We start from the raw sequence: 16,275 nt of genomic DNA on the forward strand, positions 1-16,275 counted from the left end.
CTTCGGCTAAATTACTTGTATTCTTCTTTGCATTGCCCGTCTGATTTCTTCGCAACCATCGCCGCCTGACGCTCACAGTCGTTGCCATATGTCTTGTTGTCGCAACCGCAGACGGGCATGAAGATTTTGGGGCATATTACAGGAACGCTAATACACTTCCCCGCGACGTCGGCTACGCTGCATTTTTCCGGCTCCGGATCACACCATAACTTGTCATCACATTGTATCGCGGCAATCCCTTTGCAGGTGGCCCCCACCCCGGCCCCTAACACTGCGCCTGAATTTCCTATCACAACTATTCCCGTGGAAAGCAATAATATCAAATATTTACGTAACATGTCGTTATCTCCCCAACTACAACATGACTACATCACACCGAAGCAACGAAACAACGAAGCGCAAGTTCCACAGGCAAGAGCAATGGCGTTTTCGATCGACGCGCGAGTGAATTGACCTGGCCCTTGAAGGGCGGCCGTTGAACGGACTTCGAGTATATCGGTTATGGTAAATTTCCCTGTGAGAGAGACAATAGGTGAAACCACTGCCGCTGGCCCAAATAAGCCTTCAAGATCGAGGGCGACAAGAACGCCGCCTCAAACAGCAGCCGCCAGCTCGATCAGCTCTCGCCGATCGGCCGTCTTCGCCGCCACAAAGCGACGCCCGGCAAAGGGCCGCTTGTAAGCCCGCGCCAGGCGGCACGCGCAATAGGGCGCCATGCCGTTCGTAACCACCGCCTCCGCACAGTAGCGGAGCCCGCCATCTGGATCGGTCGTGATCGGCCAGCGGCATTCACCCGGCTCAAGTGCCGACAGGACGAGCCCCTCAAACGAATCCATCATTGGCAATTCTTCGAAAGCCGACAGATTTGGGGTTCATCCCATCAATGCGCCCCGTACTGAGCGGCGAAGAGTGCGGCGATCGGACGGACTGAACGCGGGGTTGGCGCAGACGCTGTGCGCGTTCCAGTGAGCCATGCAATCGCATCGGCGGGGTTTGTCGGCGGGGGCGTTCGCGGTCGCGCCGGAGCGGCGCTCCAGCCGCGCCCGCGTCATTGCATCGCCGATGCGATGAACGAGACCAAGCGGATTAAGGGCGGTCTCACCGACGGCCGCCGCTCCGCCAGGCGCGGCCATTTCCTTCAAGTCGAGCGTGTTCTGCGCGGTCAATGAGCCCGGCCCCTGGCGCTTGCCGGTCACGCGCAAGAGCCAAGGCCTCTACGCTTATCGCCAGCCGTATCGCGCTTGCGTCCGTTTTCCTAAATTAATTCTGCAAAATTAATTCTACTTCTGCCAAATCTGTTTTCCTCGCACTCTCTTCGACTCGGGACAATTCCCGGCTGCTCTCGGGCGTCTTCCCTTTGAAGACGAAGCGTTGGCGTGCCGTGTGATAGGCGGGGTCGGGTCCAAAGAAATTGAGCCGCATCCGTTCCAGCTCCTCGGCGCGATAATTGGCCAGGGGCTTGATGTATTCGTCATGGAGACGCCGCTCATGCTTGTTGCGGAGCATCAAGCGGAAAGCCGGATGTCTGACGAGGGCCGATGCCCGCTTCTTCAGCTCAGCCTCGAACGCGATTTGATCTTCTCCGAACACATCATCGAGAAAGCCTATTTCTCGCGCGGCCCGCGCACCGATCGGCTGGCAAGACAGGGTCAGCTCCAGCGCGCGCGTCTGCCCCACGCGCCGCGGCAGCGTGTAAGTCCAGTATTCCGACCCGTAGAGACCGCCCATGCTTCTGTAATGGGGATTGAGGACAACGCCTGACCGCGCATAGACGTGGTCGGCTGCAAGCGCCAGCATTGCGCCGCCGGCTCCGGCATTGCCGCGCAATCCGGCAACGACGAGATGCGACATTGTGTTAAGGATCTCGAAGATCAGATCGTCAATGGCATTGATGTTGTGCCAGGATTCTCTTGCTGGATCGGCATTCGCCTCGATCACGTTGAGATGAATGCCGTTCGACCAGAAATCGCGGCCGCCTAGCAGCACGATAACTCGGGTTGGGCGCGACCTCGCGTAAAGAAACGCGTCGCGGAGCCGATAGCATTGGGACGTGCTCATCGCCCCATTGTAGAAATCGAACGAGAGAAAGCCGATTTGGTCCTCCTCGGTATAGACGATCTCCCGGAAGGTGTGATGATCGGCCGGCGCGTCGATCGGCAGCGGAGCCTCGGGCACATCGACAAGTTGGGATCCCAATATCTGCGCTGCAGGAAGTTTGATTCCAGCAATTGGGCGCCGCTCTGCCCGAGCGAACTTGTATCCTTCAGAAAAAAGGCTCACGTCTTCAGACTCAACTGCGTTCTTGGCCTTAAGATGAGAAATCCAAACGGCGCCATCTATTGTGCCGATGCAGATCGCGCCGTCGCGGTGAGCCAGAACTTCACCCGGTGCGCCTCGAAGACACTCTTCTTCATGCGCTCCATAGAGGTAACACGTCCTGCCGAGGAGCGTGCCAAGGACACCAGGAGAACTGTCAGCCGCGCGGATTTTCCGCACGATCAATGCAGTTTTGTCTCGCATCCAGTCGATGCCACGGTCGGCTTGCCGCATCGGCGGGCGCAGACGGCCGAAAAGATGTTCCGGCCCTGGTTGAAGGGGGTCGCGGGGGGAGTCCCCCGATTCAATCCTAGCGACCGCTTCTAGAATCCCACGTACCGCCGCCTCGGTGACATAACCACGATAGAGGCTGCTCTTCGAGGGAGGATTGGTTTCGATGGTGAACTCGTATGAGGCCCAAATCGGGCCCGCATCGAACTCGTCCGCCGCCTCAATGATCGTTACGCCCCAAATCTTCTCGTGATTGGCGATGGCCCAGTCGAGCGAGGAAGGCCCCCGATCTCCCCTGATGCCCGGATGAACAATCAAGCAGAGATACCGAGACCAGACCTCTTTCGGGACGGCAATTTTTAACATCGGCGCGATGATCAGGTCGGGGACGTCGTTGGATGCAGCAGCAATCATCGCCTCTCCGGTCGCAGCAATGCAGACGCTGACTTCATGTCCCCGCTCGCTGAGCTCGATCCATAGACGCTGGCTGAGGCTATTGTGGGCCGAGGTCAAAAAGAGAATTCGCATAACTAGAAATCCTTTTTCAGCGGGAGGTGAAATGAACTAAGGAATTGGGGGGACGTCCGCATGAAAGTTGAGGCGCACAGTTCGAATAGAGGCGCGCGATTAACTGCGCTTCCCGTTCAGGACGCGTCTGCCGCTCGCTCTGTTGTCGTCGTCAGTTTAGGAGAGTTGATCGAAACCGGGCCCGGTAGTCATGCGGGCTAACATCGAAGAGCCGCTGAAATGTACGCCGCATGCGTTCGGTATTGCCGAAGCCGCATTCCTCGGCGATCATCTCCACCGTTAGAACAGTTTGTTCGAGTTTGCAGCGAGCTGCATCGGCTCGAGCCCGTTCGGTAAATTGCGCCGGCGTTTCTCCGGTTTCGCTGCGAAAGAGCCGGGCGAAATTGCGCGGACTCATGGCCATGCGGTCCGCCAAGGTGGCGACGCTAAGATCTTCGCCAGGGTGTCCCAGAACCCAAGCTTGCAATTCGCCGATGTCTGGTCGTTTCTTTGCTTCCAATTTTATGTAAGCGCTGAATTGGGATTGGCCGCCGGGGCGCCGTGGAAAAACGACCAGCATCCGGGCCGCGGCAAGGGCAATTTCCCGGCCGAGATCTTCTTCCACCAAGGCAAGGGCCAGATCGATTCCCGCAGTAATCCCGCCCGAAGAGTAGATATTCCCGTCGCGGGCAAAGAGAAGGCTGGAATCGACCTCAATCGACGGATAAGCTATCGCCAGGAGTTCTGAGAACATCCAGTGTGTGGTCACGCGCCGGTGATGCAAGAGTCCAGCGGCCGCTAAGATGAACGCGCCGGTACAAATTGACGCCACGCGCCGCACGCGCGGTGCCATCGCGCGCACCCATTCAACAAGGGCCGGATCCTTGCGGGCGCCTTCGACATCTATGACACCGCCAACAACGACCAAGGTATCCAGGCCGTCCCTTATGTCGCTGTAGGCGTCGGTTGCAACGAGCTCGATTCCACATCGCGTTCGCACCGGTCCAGGCGTGGCAGCCAGAATAACGAACTCGTAGCCGGGTTCGTCGGTTCTCCCGAACCGCGGCAACCACATATCCGCGTAATAGAACGCATCCATCGGTCCGCTCACGTCGAGGACGTCACAATCCGGGTAGATCAAAAACCCGATCCTGCGGGACCGGCTGATCTCTTGAGAGGGGCGATTTTGGTATAGTGTGTTCATGATGCGATTGTCCGTCGTGATCACATCCGCGACAAGGACAAAGATCCCTCGTTTTCGGCCAAAAGGGCCCGTGCCGAGGATGAGCTCGCCAAGTGACCAACATACTTCATCAATTATTTTTCAAAGCCGCTGACCCAGCGGGTGATGGAGCGAGGCAGGAGCATCTTCGATGAGACTTTGCAGCCCTCTTAGGCCTGCTGCACCGCAACGGCGATCTCAACCATCTCTTTTCTGACCCCGATTAGAGTCACATCGGCGATGAGCGGTAACCTCTCACGTTGGCTTGGCGCCGTTTCCGCCCCCAGCGGACCGCTCGGGGCGGAGAGACCTATCGCGTCCTCGCGATCGTCCCCGAGGTGGCGTTAGGCTGGAATGAGCCGCCATTGGAAAGTCTGCAACACAACCCTCGGATCACAATAGAGTCCGGCTCCTGCGTTATTGAGATAGATGTCAAACCGAACCTCGATCTCGGCATACAGTGTCTCAGTTGCGTGGAAACGGTCCTGGCTGAAACCAACGGCCGGAAGGGGCGTGAAGCCCGGCATGTACGCGTAGCCCGAGGATCCCATATTCCTTCGGTAAAAATACCAATTCGGGTGGTAGCCCATTGCCTCCCCCACGTATACTTTCTCAGGGCCGTTGATGGTGAATGCCCACTGGAAAATAGTCTGCCTCAGAAATAGTTTGCACTCGACGATGCCATCGCCTTGGAGCAGGTCCCAGTTGGGTGAGTACCCCGAAATCCCGCCGAAGAGCTCGACGTGTGGGCTCGATATAAACCAGCCGGTCGGGGAGCTCGGCAGCCGGTGCGGCGCTAACTCGAACACGGCTGTGGCACCAAAACTGGTGTGCATCTCGCCGTTATGTTCTTCCACGAACGGGCCATCCCAGAAATGCAGACCGTCATCTGCAAAAACTGCGTTGGTCCGTGGTGCAAGGAAGGGTTGCGTATACGACCACCAGAACGTGTGATCTACTGGTTCCGGTGTGGGAGGAGGGAGGGGCGCCGGTTTAACTATGCTACCAAACTGATTCTGTGCATTGATGCGATCCTTAGTTGCAGCTGAGGTATGAGCACTCCTCTCGTCGGCTATATCCCGCAATGCGTCGCTTGTTTTGTTGAAATTCAGGCCCATCGTCTCCGCAATTGCTCGGTATATGCCCAGCTTCTTTTCCAGAAGCTTCTTTTTGATGTCGGGCGTGAGGTCATTTTGGTTCCGAAGCGCGAGCAGTTTGAGATGTGCTTCCCGTCCCGACGAAAATGCCTTGACGACGTCAGATGCGAGTCGGTGCTTCGGATTGTAGAGAACTAGCTTATCGGGCGAGTTGATACAAACGGACTTCGTCATTGGAATATCTCCTTTGCGCTACGCAAGGTTGAAAACCGTTGGGAAAACTCCCAGGAGGTTGCCTTGCGGCTACGGAGTAAGTGGAAAGTGAAACGCGTCATCTCCGTGGTGTTTTGGAGTTTGGCCGTGCCGGCGGAGGATCTCATCATCAAAACTGATGATGTCACGAAAACAATTGGATTGTGATTAGTTGGCTACAAAAGCTCAGCCTAGATTCGCAATTGAAATTCGATTTTGTCCAAACTCTACGTCGCTCCCCGGTCAAACGCGGACAACCTGACGCCGCCGAGAAGCGCAACCACCTCGGCCTGCCGACGGCAACCTGTCTTTTCCAACACCCCACGCACTTGAGTACGGACCGTGTTGAGCGAAACCCCTCCAATCGAGGCAATTTTCTCTACGGTTTCTCCAGCGCTCAGGCTGCGGGCGACGCGAGCTTCCGCCGGAGTCAGATCGAACAGCGACTGGACCAGTTCAACCGGAGGCGCTTGCGGCAAGGTCAGGGGAGTCATCACCAGCACGCCGGCGCAGCGCACGAAAATGTCGCGCGCTGATCTACGGATCGGAATGACATGCGCGACCATTGCCGCGTTAGTGTCGGCGCCGCGCACGGCGAAAGAACGCACCGGCGTGCCGTTTATAATATTGAGCGTCTCGACCGCTTGGCGGAACAGCGCGTTGGCGTTGGTGTCCTTTAGAGACACGCGGTTTTGCGCGCGCCACTGGACATGTTCCGTGATTGCCTCGATCAAATGGTTAGCAGCGATCACCTTGCCCTGATTGTCGAAAACCAGCGCCGGCAAGCCAATGAGCGCAAGCGTCTCGGTGGCGGCGCGTGCGCGCTCCAATCGGAGCCGGGCCGACATGAGCGCGCTGCGAGCGAGGTGGGGCCTCAGGACATCCAACTGCTGGATGAACGCCGGCTCAACAGGCCCACGAGAATTGTGTCGTCCTACACTGAAGATGAACCAATCCCCAGTTGGCAAGGGAACTCCTGTTGTCGCTTGCCAACCGAAGCTGCGGGGACGGAAAAAATCTCGATATACTGGATCACTATCTAATTCTTCCGCAGTGAACAGGTCGTATTCACTTAAGAAACCGGCATGACGCGCCCCGAACAAACGATTTAGCCGCGAACCCCGCATAATCCAACCTTCGGAAACATAGGTCGCTGCGTCTTCGTAAACTTCTGTCGAAGCGGTCCAGCCCACAACTCCAACATTCGCGTTGGCTATAACAAATGCGCCTCCCCACCCATCCACAATTTGAGCGAGTTCATCCAAAACGCCCGGCCAAAGCTCCGGCGCGAAGGAGCATTCGTAGATGCGATCGATGAGTTGCTGGTCCATGGGCTCAACTACTTCGTGCGCACAACCGCACGCCCGCTCCGCCGCCATTTTCCGCAATAAATTCAACGCCCGCCTTTTCGAATGCGGCGACGATCGCATCGACCGTGCGGGATTGTGCCGCCAGCGGTCCCGGCATTTGCTCCAGGCGCTTGATGGCCGGGAGGGATATTCCAGACGCGGCGCTCAAGTCTCTTTGATCCCAGCGGATTAACCCCCGTGCCGCCTTAATCTGTTCGCTGGTAATCATAACATATCCCTTAAAGATAACTTTTTAGCCCTACAGTATTTACATCCCCCAGGGATTGTCTTATCCCTTAGGTATCGCACAGGGCGAGACGAAAAGCAACGTGCCGGGGCCAACATGTCCACTACCCACCTCGAAAGACCAAACACCTGGGACCGCTCAGCCATCATGCGCATGGCTCATGCCAGGGCCAAAGCCCGAATGACGCCCAGTCGCGAATATCGCTACGGCGATCGGGTTGATCGGGCGCTCGGCATGCACGTCGCGACCTGCACCTATCGGCAGGCCTTCGCCGCGTATCTTAGGGACGCGTGGCACGTCGAAAAATCCTCGCGGGCAAACGCTGCGGCGACTGCTGCAAGACCAGTCCTGACGGCCGCCGCCGCAGAGCAAGCCGACGATCTTGAAGCCGCGGCCTATGCGCAGCCCATCAACATTCCGGGCAACATCCGGATGCGCGAACTACTCGCTCAGGCCCACGCACTTCGCGCCAACGGGAAGGCTGCGCAATTTACGGGGGCTCGCCATGATTGATGCAACCGAGCCCGAAGCCGAGCTTTTCGCGCTCGCCGCGCGAGTCGATGCAGCAGAGAGGGCGTTTCACGACGCCCTCGCGCATCGCAACCAATTGCAGATCGCATACTTGCGTGAGCCAAGCGCCGGGAGCCGCGAAGCGCTCGAAGCAGCGAAAGTGGCCGAAGCGTTCGCACTGCAATCACTCGATACCGTCGTCCGCCGGCTGGCCAGCACACGTGCGACAACGGTCAAGGGGCTTAAACTAAAAGCCTCATTTGCGGCAACGGAAGGCAAGCTGGCCGACAGCATCGTGGAAGATGTACTTCACCTGCAATAAGAGGATATGAAAATGGCTGACAAATTTTTCGAATGCTATCCAGACGGCGGTTTTCCTCACGACATGAAGGCGACCACGTGGCCCGACGCGATTGAGGAAGTCAGGGGCATCATTCAAGCAACCGGGGTGCCGGGTGCCGGATTGATCGGCGAATCATATGACAATGGATTCGCAGGCTCGTTATGGGTGACTGAGAACGATTTGGTCATCGCGAGCGCGCCAGACGACGAAGACTAAGAGCCCGCGTTCGGCCAACGCAATAATCAGGAAGCCCCGCCTTTGCGCGGGGCTTTTCGTTGGCGGCGCACGGGGCGCTCGCTGCGGGCCGGTGCAGCCCCTTGCTTACGGCCATGTTTTATGTTAGGGTCAGTGTTTCCTAGTCGCCGAACAAGTCCCCTGTGACTTTCCCTCTCTGGAAGCCAGCGGCGCACCCGGCGCCCTTCCCAGATCCGTGGAACTCGTAACCGATGGCCGCCAACGATCTCTCCCTAAAAGTCACCGCCAATATCTCCAGTGCGCAAAGCAAATTACGCGAGCTGCAAAAAGAAATTGCATCGCTGCGGGGAAACATTTCCCAAGAGGGAGTCAGCGACCTCTCGCTTTACAAATACACCCGCGATTTAGAAGCGGCGCGGGGCTCGCTTCGCCAAACAAAATCGGAAATCGGGGAACTGAAAGCGGGCCTGTCTGCGATCGCGGGAACCACGCATTCCGCCGGCCTGTCGGCGAACTTTTTAGCTCAAAAATTCCGGGCCATCACTGACGAATTTGTTGCCGGCCGCTGGGCTCAGATGAACGGCTCGATTGCCGGCCTTGTGATCACGACGGCCGAAGCTTCGCGCGGGTTCCTGGCCGGACGGGCGGGCCTTGCAATCTTCGGCGGTGAGGCCGTGCTGGCGGCTGCCTATTTTGGCAATCTCGCACTCAACATCGCAAAATTCAAAGTGCAGTCGGAAAACCTTTTCAAACTCGGAGCCGCGACCGGCTCGACGAATATCACCGGCGATTTGGACAAGCTCCAAACCTCCTTTCTTCGCATTCCCGGTGTCTCGAAAGAAGCCGCAGAGGCCTTGGAGGCGGTTGCGGTCAAATCGGGCGTGACCGGCGCCGCGCTCGGGCAACTGATTTCGACTGCCATTCAGCCGCTGGCCGAGATCACGGGCAAGGACGTGCCGGAAGCCATGAAGGAAATGACAGCGGCGTTGGAGAAGCCCGCATCGGCCGGCAAAACCCTGGTCGAAAGTTTTGGCCAGATGACCCTAGCGGAGCAAACCTCTCTTAAGGCTGCGACGGACGCTGGAGACAAAAACCAGCAGCAAGCCGTGATCCTCGGCGCCCTCGCTCGCATCCTGCAAACGACGGAAGAAAGAATCCGGGGGTCGACGGCCGCGACCACGACCTTCGCGCAGCGCATCGGCGCGGCAGGCAAAGAGTTTTTGACGTTCGGCAGTTTCGCGCAGGTTGCCGGGGCCTACTCTTACACATTTAGAGATGCGCTTAGCGGCGCGGCTTCGAAGCTTTTGGAGGCATCCGACAACGCCAAAAAGCTGTCGGCGAGTCTCAAGAACATCATCGAAGATGCCGCCCACATTACGCTGGCCAGCAATCCAATGTCACAACAGTTGGAAGATTCCGCAAACAAGGCGGACCGATTAGCTCAAGCTCTTGGCAGGATCAAAGCGAACGCAATCTCCGGCGGAGATTTAGCGGCCGCCGCAGCCGCGATCAAAACGATTGAATCAGGATCGGCGGCGGGCGACTACGGCAAGATCGGACCCTATAATCGGTCCGGCACCGATCGGCCTTATGGCGCTTACCAAGTCATGGGGAGCAACGTTCCTGACTGGACCAAACAAGTCACCGGCACCGCGATGACGCCAGAGCAATTCCTGGCTGACAAGGCTGCGCAAGACGCGGTTTTCCTCGCGAAGTTCGGGGAGTACCTGCAAAAATTTGGACCGGAGGGCGCGGCGCGCGCATGGCTCGGCGGGGAAAAGGCCGTCAACGATCCGAACGGTCCCGCCGATGTGAATGGAACGCGGCCGGGTGCGTATGGCGAGCGGTTTAGTCAACTTTATGCGCAGCAAGGCGGCAACCTTTCGGCTTCCGCCGGTGAACAGTCAAAAATGAACGATGCGCTGCGGGATGAGAGCGCGAAGCGACAGCAAATAAAAGAGCAAATAGTTGATCAAAATAATGCCCGAAGCGGCGGAAGCGCGATTGAAAAAGAACGGCTCGCGACCCTGCAAGCGATTGCCGCCGGCCATGAGAATGATGTAGTCGCGGCGCAGCGGCTTGTTGACGCCGATGACACGGATCTCAACGCCTTGAAGGCCATCGGTTCGACGTTGGAAAGCTCGCAAAAATATCGCGATCTGGCAGCCCAGCGCGGGACGGATCTGGCCAAGCTCAACGCCGCCAATTTTGCCGTCGACAAATCCCGCTACGATCTTGCTGCGGCGCGGGCGAAGGAAAGAAGCCCGGAGGAGAAGGCGGCTAGGCTCGGGTCGCTCGACGTTCAGATCAAGGCTGCCGGGGATGATGAGGCCAAGCGGAATCCTCTACTGGTTCAAAGGCAGCAGCTCGAAGACCAGTACCAAAAACAGCAAACCGAAAACGAAGCGGAGCAGGAAAAGGTTCGCTGGAACGCCGAGAAGAAAGCCCTCGAAACGAGCATCGACAACGTGCAGCTCGCTGTCGAAGCGAAGGTCATTACCGAGGCGGAGGGCGCCAAAAAGAGAATCGCGCTCATCAACGAAGAGATGGTTGCCGAGAAAGCCCACTACACGACGCTTGCGCAGCTCTATTCGAGCATCAAGAGACAGTCGCTGAATTCAGAGACGGCCGAAAAGCAACGGGAGGCTCAACGGAAAGCGGATGAGACCACCGCCAATGGGGCTCGGGCAGTTGCCAGAGTGCAAATCAAGGAACAGGAGAGGGTCTTGGAATCTTACCGGCAAACTTACGGGGAGATCGCCTCGATTATTGGGGGTGCCTTGGTAGGCATGATCGGCAGTCAGCAAAAATTGCTGGACGCCGCGCGGCAAGTGTCGCTGGGCCTCATCAATATGTTCGCATCGGCGGCGGAAAAGATGGCGGCGGACTGGCTGGCTTTGCAAACCAAGAACGCTCTTCAGGCCTTCGCGAGCCAGCAGGAAATCACCGCCGCTACTGTCGCAGGAATCGCGGCGCGCATGTCGGCGGAAGGAGGCGGCGCGATAGCCTCGGCCGCCGTTAATTCTGTCGCAGTTATGAAGGCCATCTTCGCATCGGCGGGCGAAACTTTTGCCGGTATCTTCGGTTTTCTTGCGCCCGTAATGGGGCCGGCGGCGGCTGGTCCGGCGGGCGCGGGGATGGCCACTGTTTTGGGAGTAGCCGGCGGTATGGCGTCATTTGCCAAGGGCTCATGGGAGCTGCCAAGGGACATGATCGCCCAGGTTCATAAGGGCGAGATGATCGTGCCTGCGGGGCCTGCGGCTGCTATTCGGAATGGCGCGGGAGCAGGAGCGGGTGCTGACAGGGGCCAGGGTGCGGGAGGGAGTCCAGTGTTTAACATCCATTACAGCGCGGAGCGTGGCACGACGATGGATACGCTGAGAGCGCATTCGCGCGCGATCGCAAAAATGGTTTCGGAAGAAGTGAGCCGAAATCGCAGTCTTCGGCCGAGCTACTGAATCGAGCGGGCCGGGAACGATTGTCCCTTGTCGATTCCAGATTTAAAGCTCGGCCGGCTAAGCTGGTAGCCTGTTGTTCGGAAATGCAGTAGGCTTACGCGTCATTCCTACGGGGACCACTGGTGATCGACCACCGGGATTTCGGAATTCGGGGATAGCGAAAGCACGCGTGCTATTTTCCGTTTTTGGGGCCGATTTCAAAATTTAGGTTAGGCAGGGTCCCGCTGCTGACTTTTCGACCGATTCGAACGCCTTGCTCTCAACTTTGCGCATCACCTCGGCCGGCTCCGCGACCCGACACGGAGCCGCATCGATCGCATGGATCACATCGATCGGGCAGGGCAGGCATCGGCGACCAGTTAAAGGGCCTTCACTTTCGCATAGGCGTGGGCCTAGACTAGGGCCGATGCATCTAAGCAATTTAATTCTAGTGTAGTTTCAATACGTTATGGCGTAGCTATGGCGGTCTCCCTCTCCGCCATATGCACGCATAACCTATTGAAAAACAATATATTTGTTTAGTTCGCCCTTGGATGTACGTTTCAACCTACAATCTTGCAGGCGTGTCGTCCCTTCGGAATTGCAGACGACCCTCGCTGCCCTCCCAATTTGCTCAAACGGCGGAATTGGCCTTAGACCCGATGAGGCGGGTGTCGATCCTGGCCTCGTCAGTCGCTTGGCGCCTTGCTCACTGAGCAGCTTGTCTGCTTCCTGAAACGCGGGTTGATCCGCCATCGGTCTCAAGGTTGTCGCGGCCCTCGCTTGCCATTCGCGCCCCCCCCCCGACGAAAGAGTGGAGCAGCGCATCGAGGCGCTCGCCTTCGATTTTATCGATAATCATCCCGTATAAATCGCGACCCGCGTCGGATGAAAACTTCTGCTAAATTCGCAGCACCATCATCCTGTCGGAGTCCCCTCTCTCGTGTGGCGATCTCAATGACGAAACGTTATAGCGCAAAGATGTCGTCACGCAGGTGCCACAGGACCACTTCACGCCTTCTATATGCTTTTTTTAGATTGACGCCTAAGCCGCTATCTCGATCCTTTATGCACTTCCTGGCATCCTCTGCATTTCTGTCGCTTCTCGTAATGCAAGGAACCAGCTATGAAACCGCGATCTAGAACCAGGATTTCCCGCGCAATAAGCCGCCCCGATCTCGTCTATGCGGGGGTTGTCGCCATGATCATTTGCGTCGGCCTGATCGCACGCAGCATTGGCCTTCTGCCGCTACAATAATGGGACAAAGTTGGACAGGCGGCAGGCCCTCTCCAGGCCGGCGGCAATATGGAAGGCAAGGAGGTTCGATTCGGCATTGCCGGGTCGGCGCTCTTCGCAAATGTCACCACGACCTCGGCGGACGGCGCCGTCAACGCCATGCATGACAGCTTCACGCCTCTCGGCGGCGGCATGGTCATGGCCAATATGATGATGGATGAGGTGATCGTCGGCGCCCCTGGTTCCGGTCTTTTCGGCATGCTTCTCTATGCCATCGTCGCTGTCTTCGTTGCCGGCCTGATGGTGGGGCGCACGCCCGAATATCTCGGCAAAAAGATTCAATCCGCTGAGGTGAAGATGGCGGTGTTGGCCCTGCTCGTCGTTCCAGCGACAATTCTCATCCTCACCGCGGTCGCGGCGGTGCTTCCTGCGGGCCTTGCGGGAACGTCGAACGCGGGACCGCACGGGTTTTCGGAATTGCTCTATGCTTTTACTTCCGCCGCCGCGACCAACGGCAGCGCCTTTGCCAGCTTGAGCGACAATACACCTTTCTTCAACATGACATTAGCTTTGGCGATGTTGTGCGGGAGATTTCTCGTCATCATTCCGGTGCTCGCCATCGTCGGCACTGTTTTGATTCTCGGAGCTCTCACCTTTTTTCCGGCGCTCGCGCTCGGTCCGCTCGCAGAATATTATTCCATGTTTAAGCTGTATTGATTGTTGGCTGGCCGGAGTCTAGCCGCCGCAGTTTCAGCCGAGTTCGAATTCAATCTTTATCTCCCATTTATTTCAGGGAGTTCTCTTCCATCTCGATTTTATATGCCGCAATGGCCACAGTATCTGCACCGCTGGCCCAAGCAAGGGATTCGCAGCGTCGACAACAATCGACAACCAATCTCGAAAGGCAAATGACATGGCACAGATCGAATCAATGGAGTCTCAGGAATCGTCGGAACCTCCTTTGCGACCTATGTCGAGATCATCTGTTTTCTTCGTCGGCAGGGATCGCCATGGCAATTGGGTTGTACGGGATCCGGCTGGCCTATGTGGGGGCCTTTTTGTCAACCGTTCGGAAGCGCTCCGCTTCGCCATGTCAGAGAATGGAGGCCGCTCTCAAGCGGTCATCATGGTCCGACGGCAGCCTGGAACAGCGCGCTCGATTTATATGGAATTTTTATATCCTGCACCGTTGAGCACTCTCGAATTTATATGCGCAAATTGCGATATACGAACAGGATGCCCTGCCGGGCGAAGCGACAATTGGTTTTGCGAGAGTTGACACAAATCACAGCAAACCATCGCTGTCATTATGAAAACCTATGGAACGATGTAGCCGACGATGTTTCGCAAAGGATCTCAGATGCCTATCTTCATCCTCGATTTTGTCTTCGTTGTGATTGGCGCAGCCGCCTTTGCGGGGACGGCGCTTTATCTCAGCGCGTGCGCCAGTTTATGAGGGTCGCCATGACATTCGATAACATACTCGGCACGATCGCGATCGCGGTCGTGATGATTTATCTCGTCATCGCTTTAATACGTCCCGAGCGCTTTTGAGGAAGAGTTTCGATGACCGCTAATGGATTCATCCAGATCGCGCTCTATTGCGTGGTCGTTACGCTGCTGGTCAAGCCGTTCGGCTATTATATGACCCGCGTCTTTAATGGCGAGCGCAATTTTCTTTCGCTTGCACTTCGCCCTGTTGAGCGGGCCATCTATGCGCTGAGCGGCGTCAAGGAAGATGAGGAGCAGAATTGGCGGAGCTACGGCCTTGCCATGCTGGCTTTCACCCTGGCAGGCTTCATCGCGCTTTACGCGTTGCAGCGTCTGCAAGGATTGCTGCCATTCAACCCGCAGAATCTCGACTCGGTTGCTCCCGATCTCGCCTTCAATACGTCGGTCAGCTTTGTCACCAATACCAATTGGCAATCCTACGTGCCTGAGACGACGATGAGCTATCTGACCCAGATGGCCGGTCTGACCATGCATAATTTTGTGTCCGCCGCGACCGGGATTGCGCTTGCCATTGCCCTCATCAGGGGCTTTGCCCGACGCTCGGCGCAGACCATTGGCAATTTCTGGGTCGATATGACCCGCACCGTTCTTTATGTGCTTTTGCCGATCTCGATCGTCGTCGGATTGTTTTTCGTTTGGCAAGGCATGCCGCAAAATCTCGGCGCCTATGTCGAGGCGAATACGCTCGACGGGGCCAAACAAGTGATCGCGCAGGGACCGGTCGCGAGCCAAGAAGTGATCAAAATGCTTGGCACCAATGGTGGCGGGTTCTTCAACGCCAATTCCGCGCATCCCTATGAGAACCCGAATGCGCTCACCAATTTCGTCCAGATCGTGCTGATCTTTTCGATCGGCGCGGCACTGACCAATGTCTTCGGCCGGATGGTCGGCAAGGAGCGCCAAGGCTGGGCGATCTTCACCGTCATGGGCATTTTGTTTCTCGTCGGGACCTTCGCTGTCTACGCCAGTGAAAGCGGTGGGAACCCGGCCTTCGCCAGCTTTCCCATCGACGCGGCGCCAAGTGCCCTTCAGGCCGGCGGCAATATGGAAGGCAAGGAGGTACGGTTCGGCATCGCCAATTCGTCGCTCTTCACAACCATTACCACCGATGCCTCCTGCGGCGCCGTCAACAATATGCACGATAGCCTCTTGCCGCTCGGCGGCATGGTGCCGATGGTCAATATCATGCTCGGGGAAATCATCTTCGGCGGCGTCGGCTCGGGTCTCTACGGCATGCTTCTTTTCGCGATCGTCGCGGTCTTCGTCGCCGGCCTCATGGTCGGTCGCACCCCGGAATATCTCGGCAAGAAGATCGAGGCAAAGGAGGTCAAGATGGCCATGCTCGCCATTCTGATCCTCCCCTTGTCGATCCTCGGCTTCACCGCGATCGCGGTTGTGGTCACCCCTGGCCTCGCCGGGATGGCCAATTCCGGCCCACATGGCTTTAGCGAGGCGCTTTATGCCTATACGTCTGCCACCGGCAATAATGGCAGCGCTTTTGCGGGCCTCAGCGCCAATTCGCCGTTCTACAATACGACGCTTGGCCTCGCCATGTGGATCGGCCGCTTCCTGTTCATCGTTCCGATGCTGGCCATCGCCGGATCGCTCGCGGCCAAGAAGCTCGTCCCACCTTCGGCAGGAACCTTCCCAACCGATGGCGGGCTGTTCGTCGGCCTTCTGATCGGCGTGATCTTGATCATCGGCGGCCTGACCTTCTTCCCCGCCCTGGCGCTTGGTCCGATCGAGGAACAGCTGGCGATGCTTGCCGGGACACTCTTCTGATCCTTTTACAATGCGGCGGCCCAATAAGTCGGAATTGT

14 protein-coding genes and 1 pseudogene are annotated in these 16,275 nt (G+C 57.4%); 8 read left to right on the plus strand and 7 right to left on the minus strand.

The window, feature by feature from the left end; all coding sequences use genetic code 11:
• Positions 1–11 precede the first annotated feature (11 nt).
• On the minus strand, positions 12–338 hold the full coding sequence (locus CU048_12195) for a Kazal domain-containing protein (protein QBR71904.1): 327 nt from the start codon (positions 336–338) through the stop codon (positions 12–14).
• Between the two features lie 255 nt (positions 339–593).
• Complete coding sequence (locus CU048_12200) at positions 594–839, minus strand: hypothetical protein (protein ID QBR71905.1); 246 nt, start codon at positions 837–839, stop codon at positions 594–596.
• 126 nt (positions 840–965) lie between these two features.
• Here CU048_12200 and CU048_12205 point away from each other — a divergent pair, with 126 nt between their 5' ends.
• The gene (locus CU048_12205) at positions 966–1,169 is read left to right on the plus strand and encodes a hypothetical protein (GenBank protein QBR71906.1); all 204 of its coding nucleotides are present in this window, start codon (positions 966–968) and stop codon (positions 1,167–1,169) included.
• A 91-nt stretch (positions 1,170–1,260) separates the two neighbouring features.
• Here CU048_12205 and CU048_12210 read toward each other — a convergent pair whose 3' ends face one another.
• From CU048_12210 to CU048_12230, 5 genes are all read right to left on the minus strand, one after another.
• Complete coding sequence (locus CU048_12210; GenBank protein ID QBR71907.1) at positions 1,261–3,075, minus strand: hydrogenase maturation protein; 1,815 nt, start codon at positions 3,073–3,075, stop codon at positions 1,261–1,263.
• Positions 3,076–3,226: 151 nt separating this feature from the next.
• Positions 3,227–4,258, minus strand: coding sequence for an AraC family transcriptional regulator (locus tag CU048_12215; GenBank protein QBR72898.1), 1,032 nt, complete (start codon positions 4,256–4,258; stop codon positions 3,227–3,229).
• A gap of 362 nt (positions 4,259–4,620) precedes the next feature.
• On the minus strand, positions 4,621–5,607 hold the full coding sequence (locus CU048_12220) for a hypothetical protein (protein QBR71908.1): 987 nt from the start codon (positions 5,605–5,607) through the stop codon (positions 4,621–4,623).
• Between the two features lie 245 nt (positions 5,608–5,852).
• A complete protein-coding gene (locus tag CU048_12225) occupies positions 5,853–6,956 on the minus strand; it encodes a helix-turn-helix transcriptional regulator (GenBank protein ID QBR71909.1) in 1,104 nt (367 codons plus the stop codon).
• A gap of 4 nt (positions 6,957–6,960) precedes the next feature.
• Entirely contained in the window at positions 6,961–7,203 is a 243-nt protein-coding gene (locus CU048_12230; GenBank protein QBR71910.1) for a transcriptional regulator, read from the minus strand.
• A 165-nt stretch (positions 7,204–7,368) separates the two neighbouring features.
• Here CU048_12230 and CU048_12235 point away from each other — a divergent pair, with 165 nt between their 5' ends.
• From CU048_12235 to CU048_12265, 7 genes and pseudogenes are all read left to right on the plus strand, one after another.
• The gene (locus CU048_12235) at positions 7,369–7,734 is read left to right on the plus strand and encodes a hypothetical protein (protein QBR71911.1); all 366 of its coding nucleotides are present in this window, start codon (positions 7,369–7,371) and stop codon (positions 7,732–7,734) included.
• Positions 7,727–8,053: a hypothetical protein gene (locus tag CU048_12240; protein QBR71912.1), complete on the plus strand. Its 327-nt coding sequence runs from the start codon at positions 7,727–7,729 to the stop codon at positions 8,051–8,053. The genes CU048_12235 and CU048_12240 overlap by 8 nt, the downstream gene beginning before the upstream one ends.
• Positions 8,054–8,059: 6 nt before the next feature.
• Positions 8,060–8,290, plus strand: a complete 231-nt coding sequence (locus CU048_12245; GenBank protein ID QBR71913.1) for a hypothetical protein — start codon at positions 8,060–8,062, stop codon at positions 8,288–8,290.
• A gap of 230 nt (positions 8,291–8,520) precedes the next feature.
• Positions 8,521–11,727 carry a hypothetical protein gene (locus CU048_12250; protein QBR71914.1) on the plus strand — a complete coding sequence of 1,069 codons (3,207 nt, stop codon included), beginning with the start codon at positions 8,521–8,523 and terminating at the stop codon, positions 11,725–11,727.
• Positions 11,728–12,985: 1,258 nt separating this feature from the next.
• Positions 12,986–13,660, plus strand: a pseudogene (locus CU048_12255) (potassium-transporting ATPase subunit KdpA).
• A gap of 327 nt (positions 13,661–13,987) precedes the next feature.
• Positions 13,988–14,497, plus strand: a complete 510-nt coding sequence (locus CU048_12260) for a hypothetical protein (protein QBR71915.1) — start codon at positions 13,988–13,990, stop codon at positions 14,495–14,497.
• 12 nt (positions 14,498–14,509) lie between these two features.
• Positions 14,510–16,237, plus strand: coding sequence for a potassium-transporting ATPase subunit KdpA (locus CU048_12265; GenBank protein QBR71916.1), 1,728 nt, complete (start codon positions 14,510–14,512; stop codon positions 16,235–16,237).
• The last annotated feature ends 38 nt before the right edge of the window (positions 16,238–16,275 follow it).

It is taken from the genome of Beijerinckiaceae bacterium (assembly GCA_004564215.1).
Classification (GTDB): Bacteria; Pseudomonadota; Alphaproteobacteria; order Rhizobiales; family Beijerinckiaceae; genus Methylocapsa.

What these genes read in the sequence shown, in the direction of transcription:
- CU048_12240 (QBR71912.1), top strand. Translation starts at nt 7,727, where the DNA reads ATGATTGATGCAACCGAGCCCGAAGCCGAGCTTTTCGCGCTCGCCGCG.
- CU048_12245 (QBR71913.1), top strand. Translation starts at nt 8,060, where the DNA reads ATGAAAATGGCTGACAAATTTTTCGAATGCTATCCAGACGGCGGTTTT.
- CU048_12225 (QBR71909.1), bottom strand. Translation starts at nt 6,956, where the DNA reads ATGGACCAGCAACTCATCGATCGCATCTACGAATGCTCCTTCGCGCCG.
- CU048_12215 (QBR72898.1), bottom strand. Translation starts at nt 4,258, where the DNA reads ATGAACACACTATACCAAAATCGCCCCTCTCAAGAGATCAGCCGGTCC.
- CU048_12195 (QBR71904.1), bottom strand. Translation starts at nt 338, where the DNA reads ATGTTACGTAAATATTTGATATTATTGCTTTCCACGGGAATAGTTGTG.
- CU048_12260 (QBR71915.1), top strand. Translation starts at nt 13,988, where the DNA reads ATGTGGGGGCCTTTTTGTCAACCGTTCGGAAGCGCTCCGCTTCGCCAT.
- CU048_12200 (QBR71905.1), bottom strand. Translation starts at nt 839, where the DNA reads ATGATGGATTCGTTTGAGGGGCTCGTCCTGTCGGCACTTGAGCCGGGT.
- CU048_12230 (QBR71910.1), bottom strand. Translation starts at nt 7,203, where the DNA reads ATGATTACCAGCGAACAGATTAAGGCGGCACGGGGGTTAATCCGCTGG.
- CU048_12210 (QBR71907.1), bottom strand. Translation starts at nt 3,075, where the DNA reads ATGCGAATTCTCTTTTTGACCTCGGCCCACAATAGCCTCAGCCAGCGT.
- CU048_12235 (QBR71911.1), top strand. Translation starts at nt 7,369, where the DNA reads ATGCGCATGGCTCATGCCAGGGCCAAAGCCCGAATGACGCCCAGTCGC.
- CU048_12250 (QBR71914.1), top strand. Translation starts at nt 8,521, where the DNA reads ATGGCCGCCAACGATCTCTCCCTAAAAGTCACCGCCAATATCTCCAGT.
- CU048_12265 (QBR71916.1), top strand. Translation starts at nt 14,510, where the DNA reads ATGACCGCTAATGGATTCATCCAGATCGCGCTCTATTGCGTGGTCGTT.
- CU048_12220 (QBR71908.1), bottom strand. Translation starts at nt 5,607, where the DNA reads ATGACGAAGTCCGTTTGTATCAACTCGCCCGATAAGCTAGTTCTCTAC.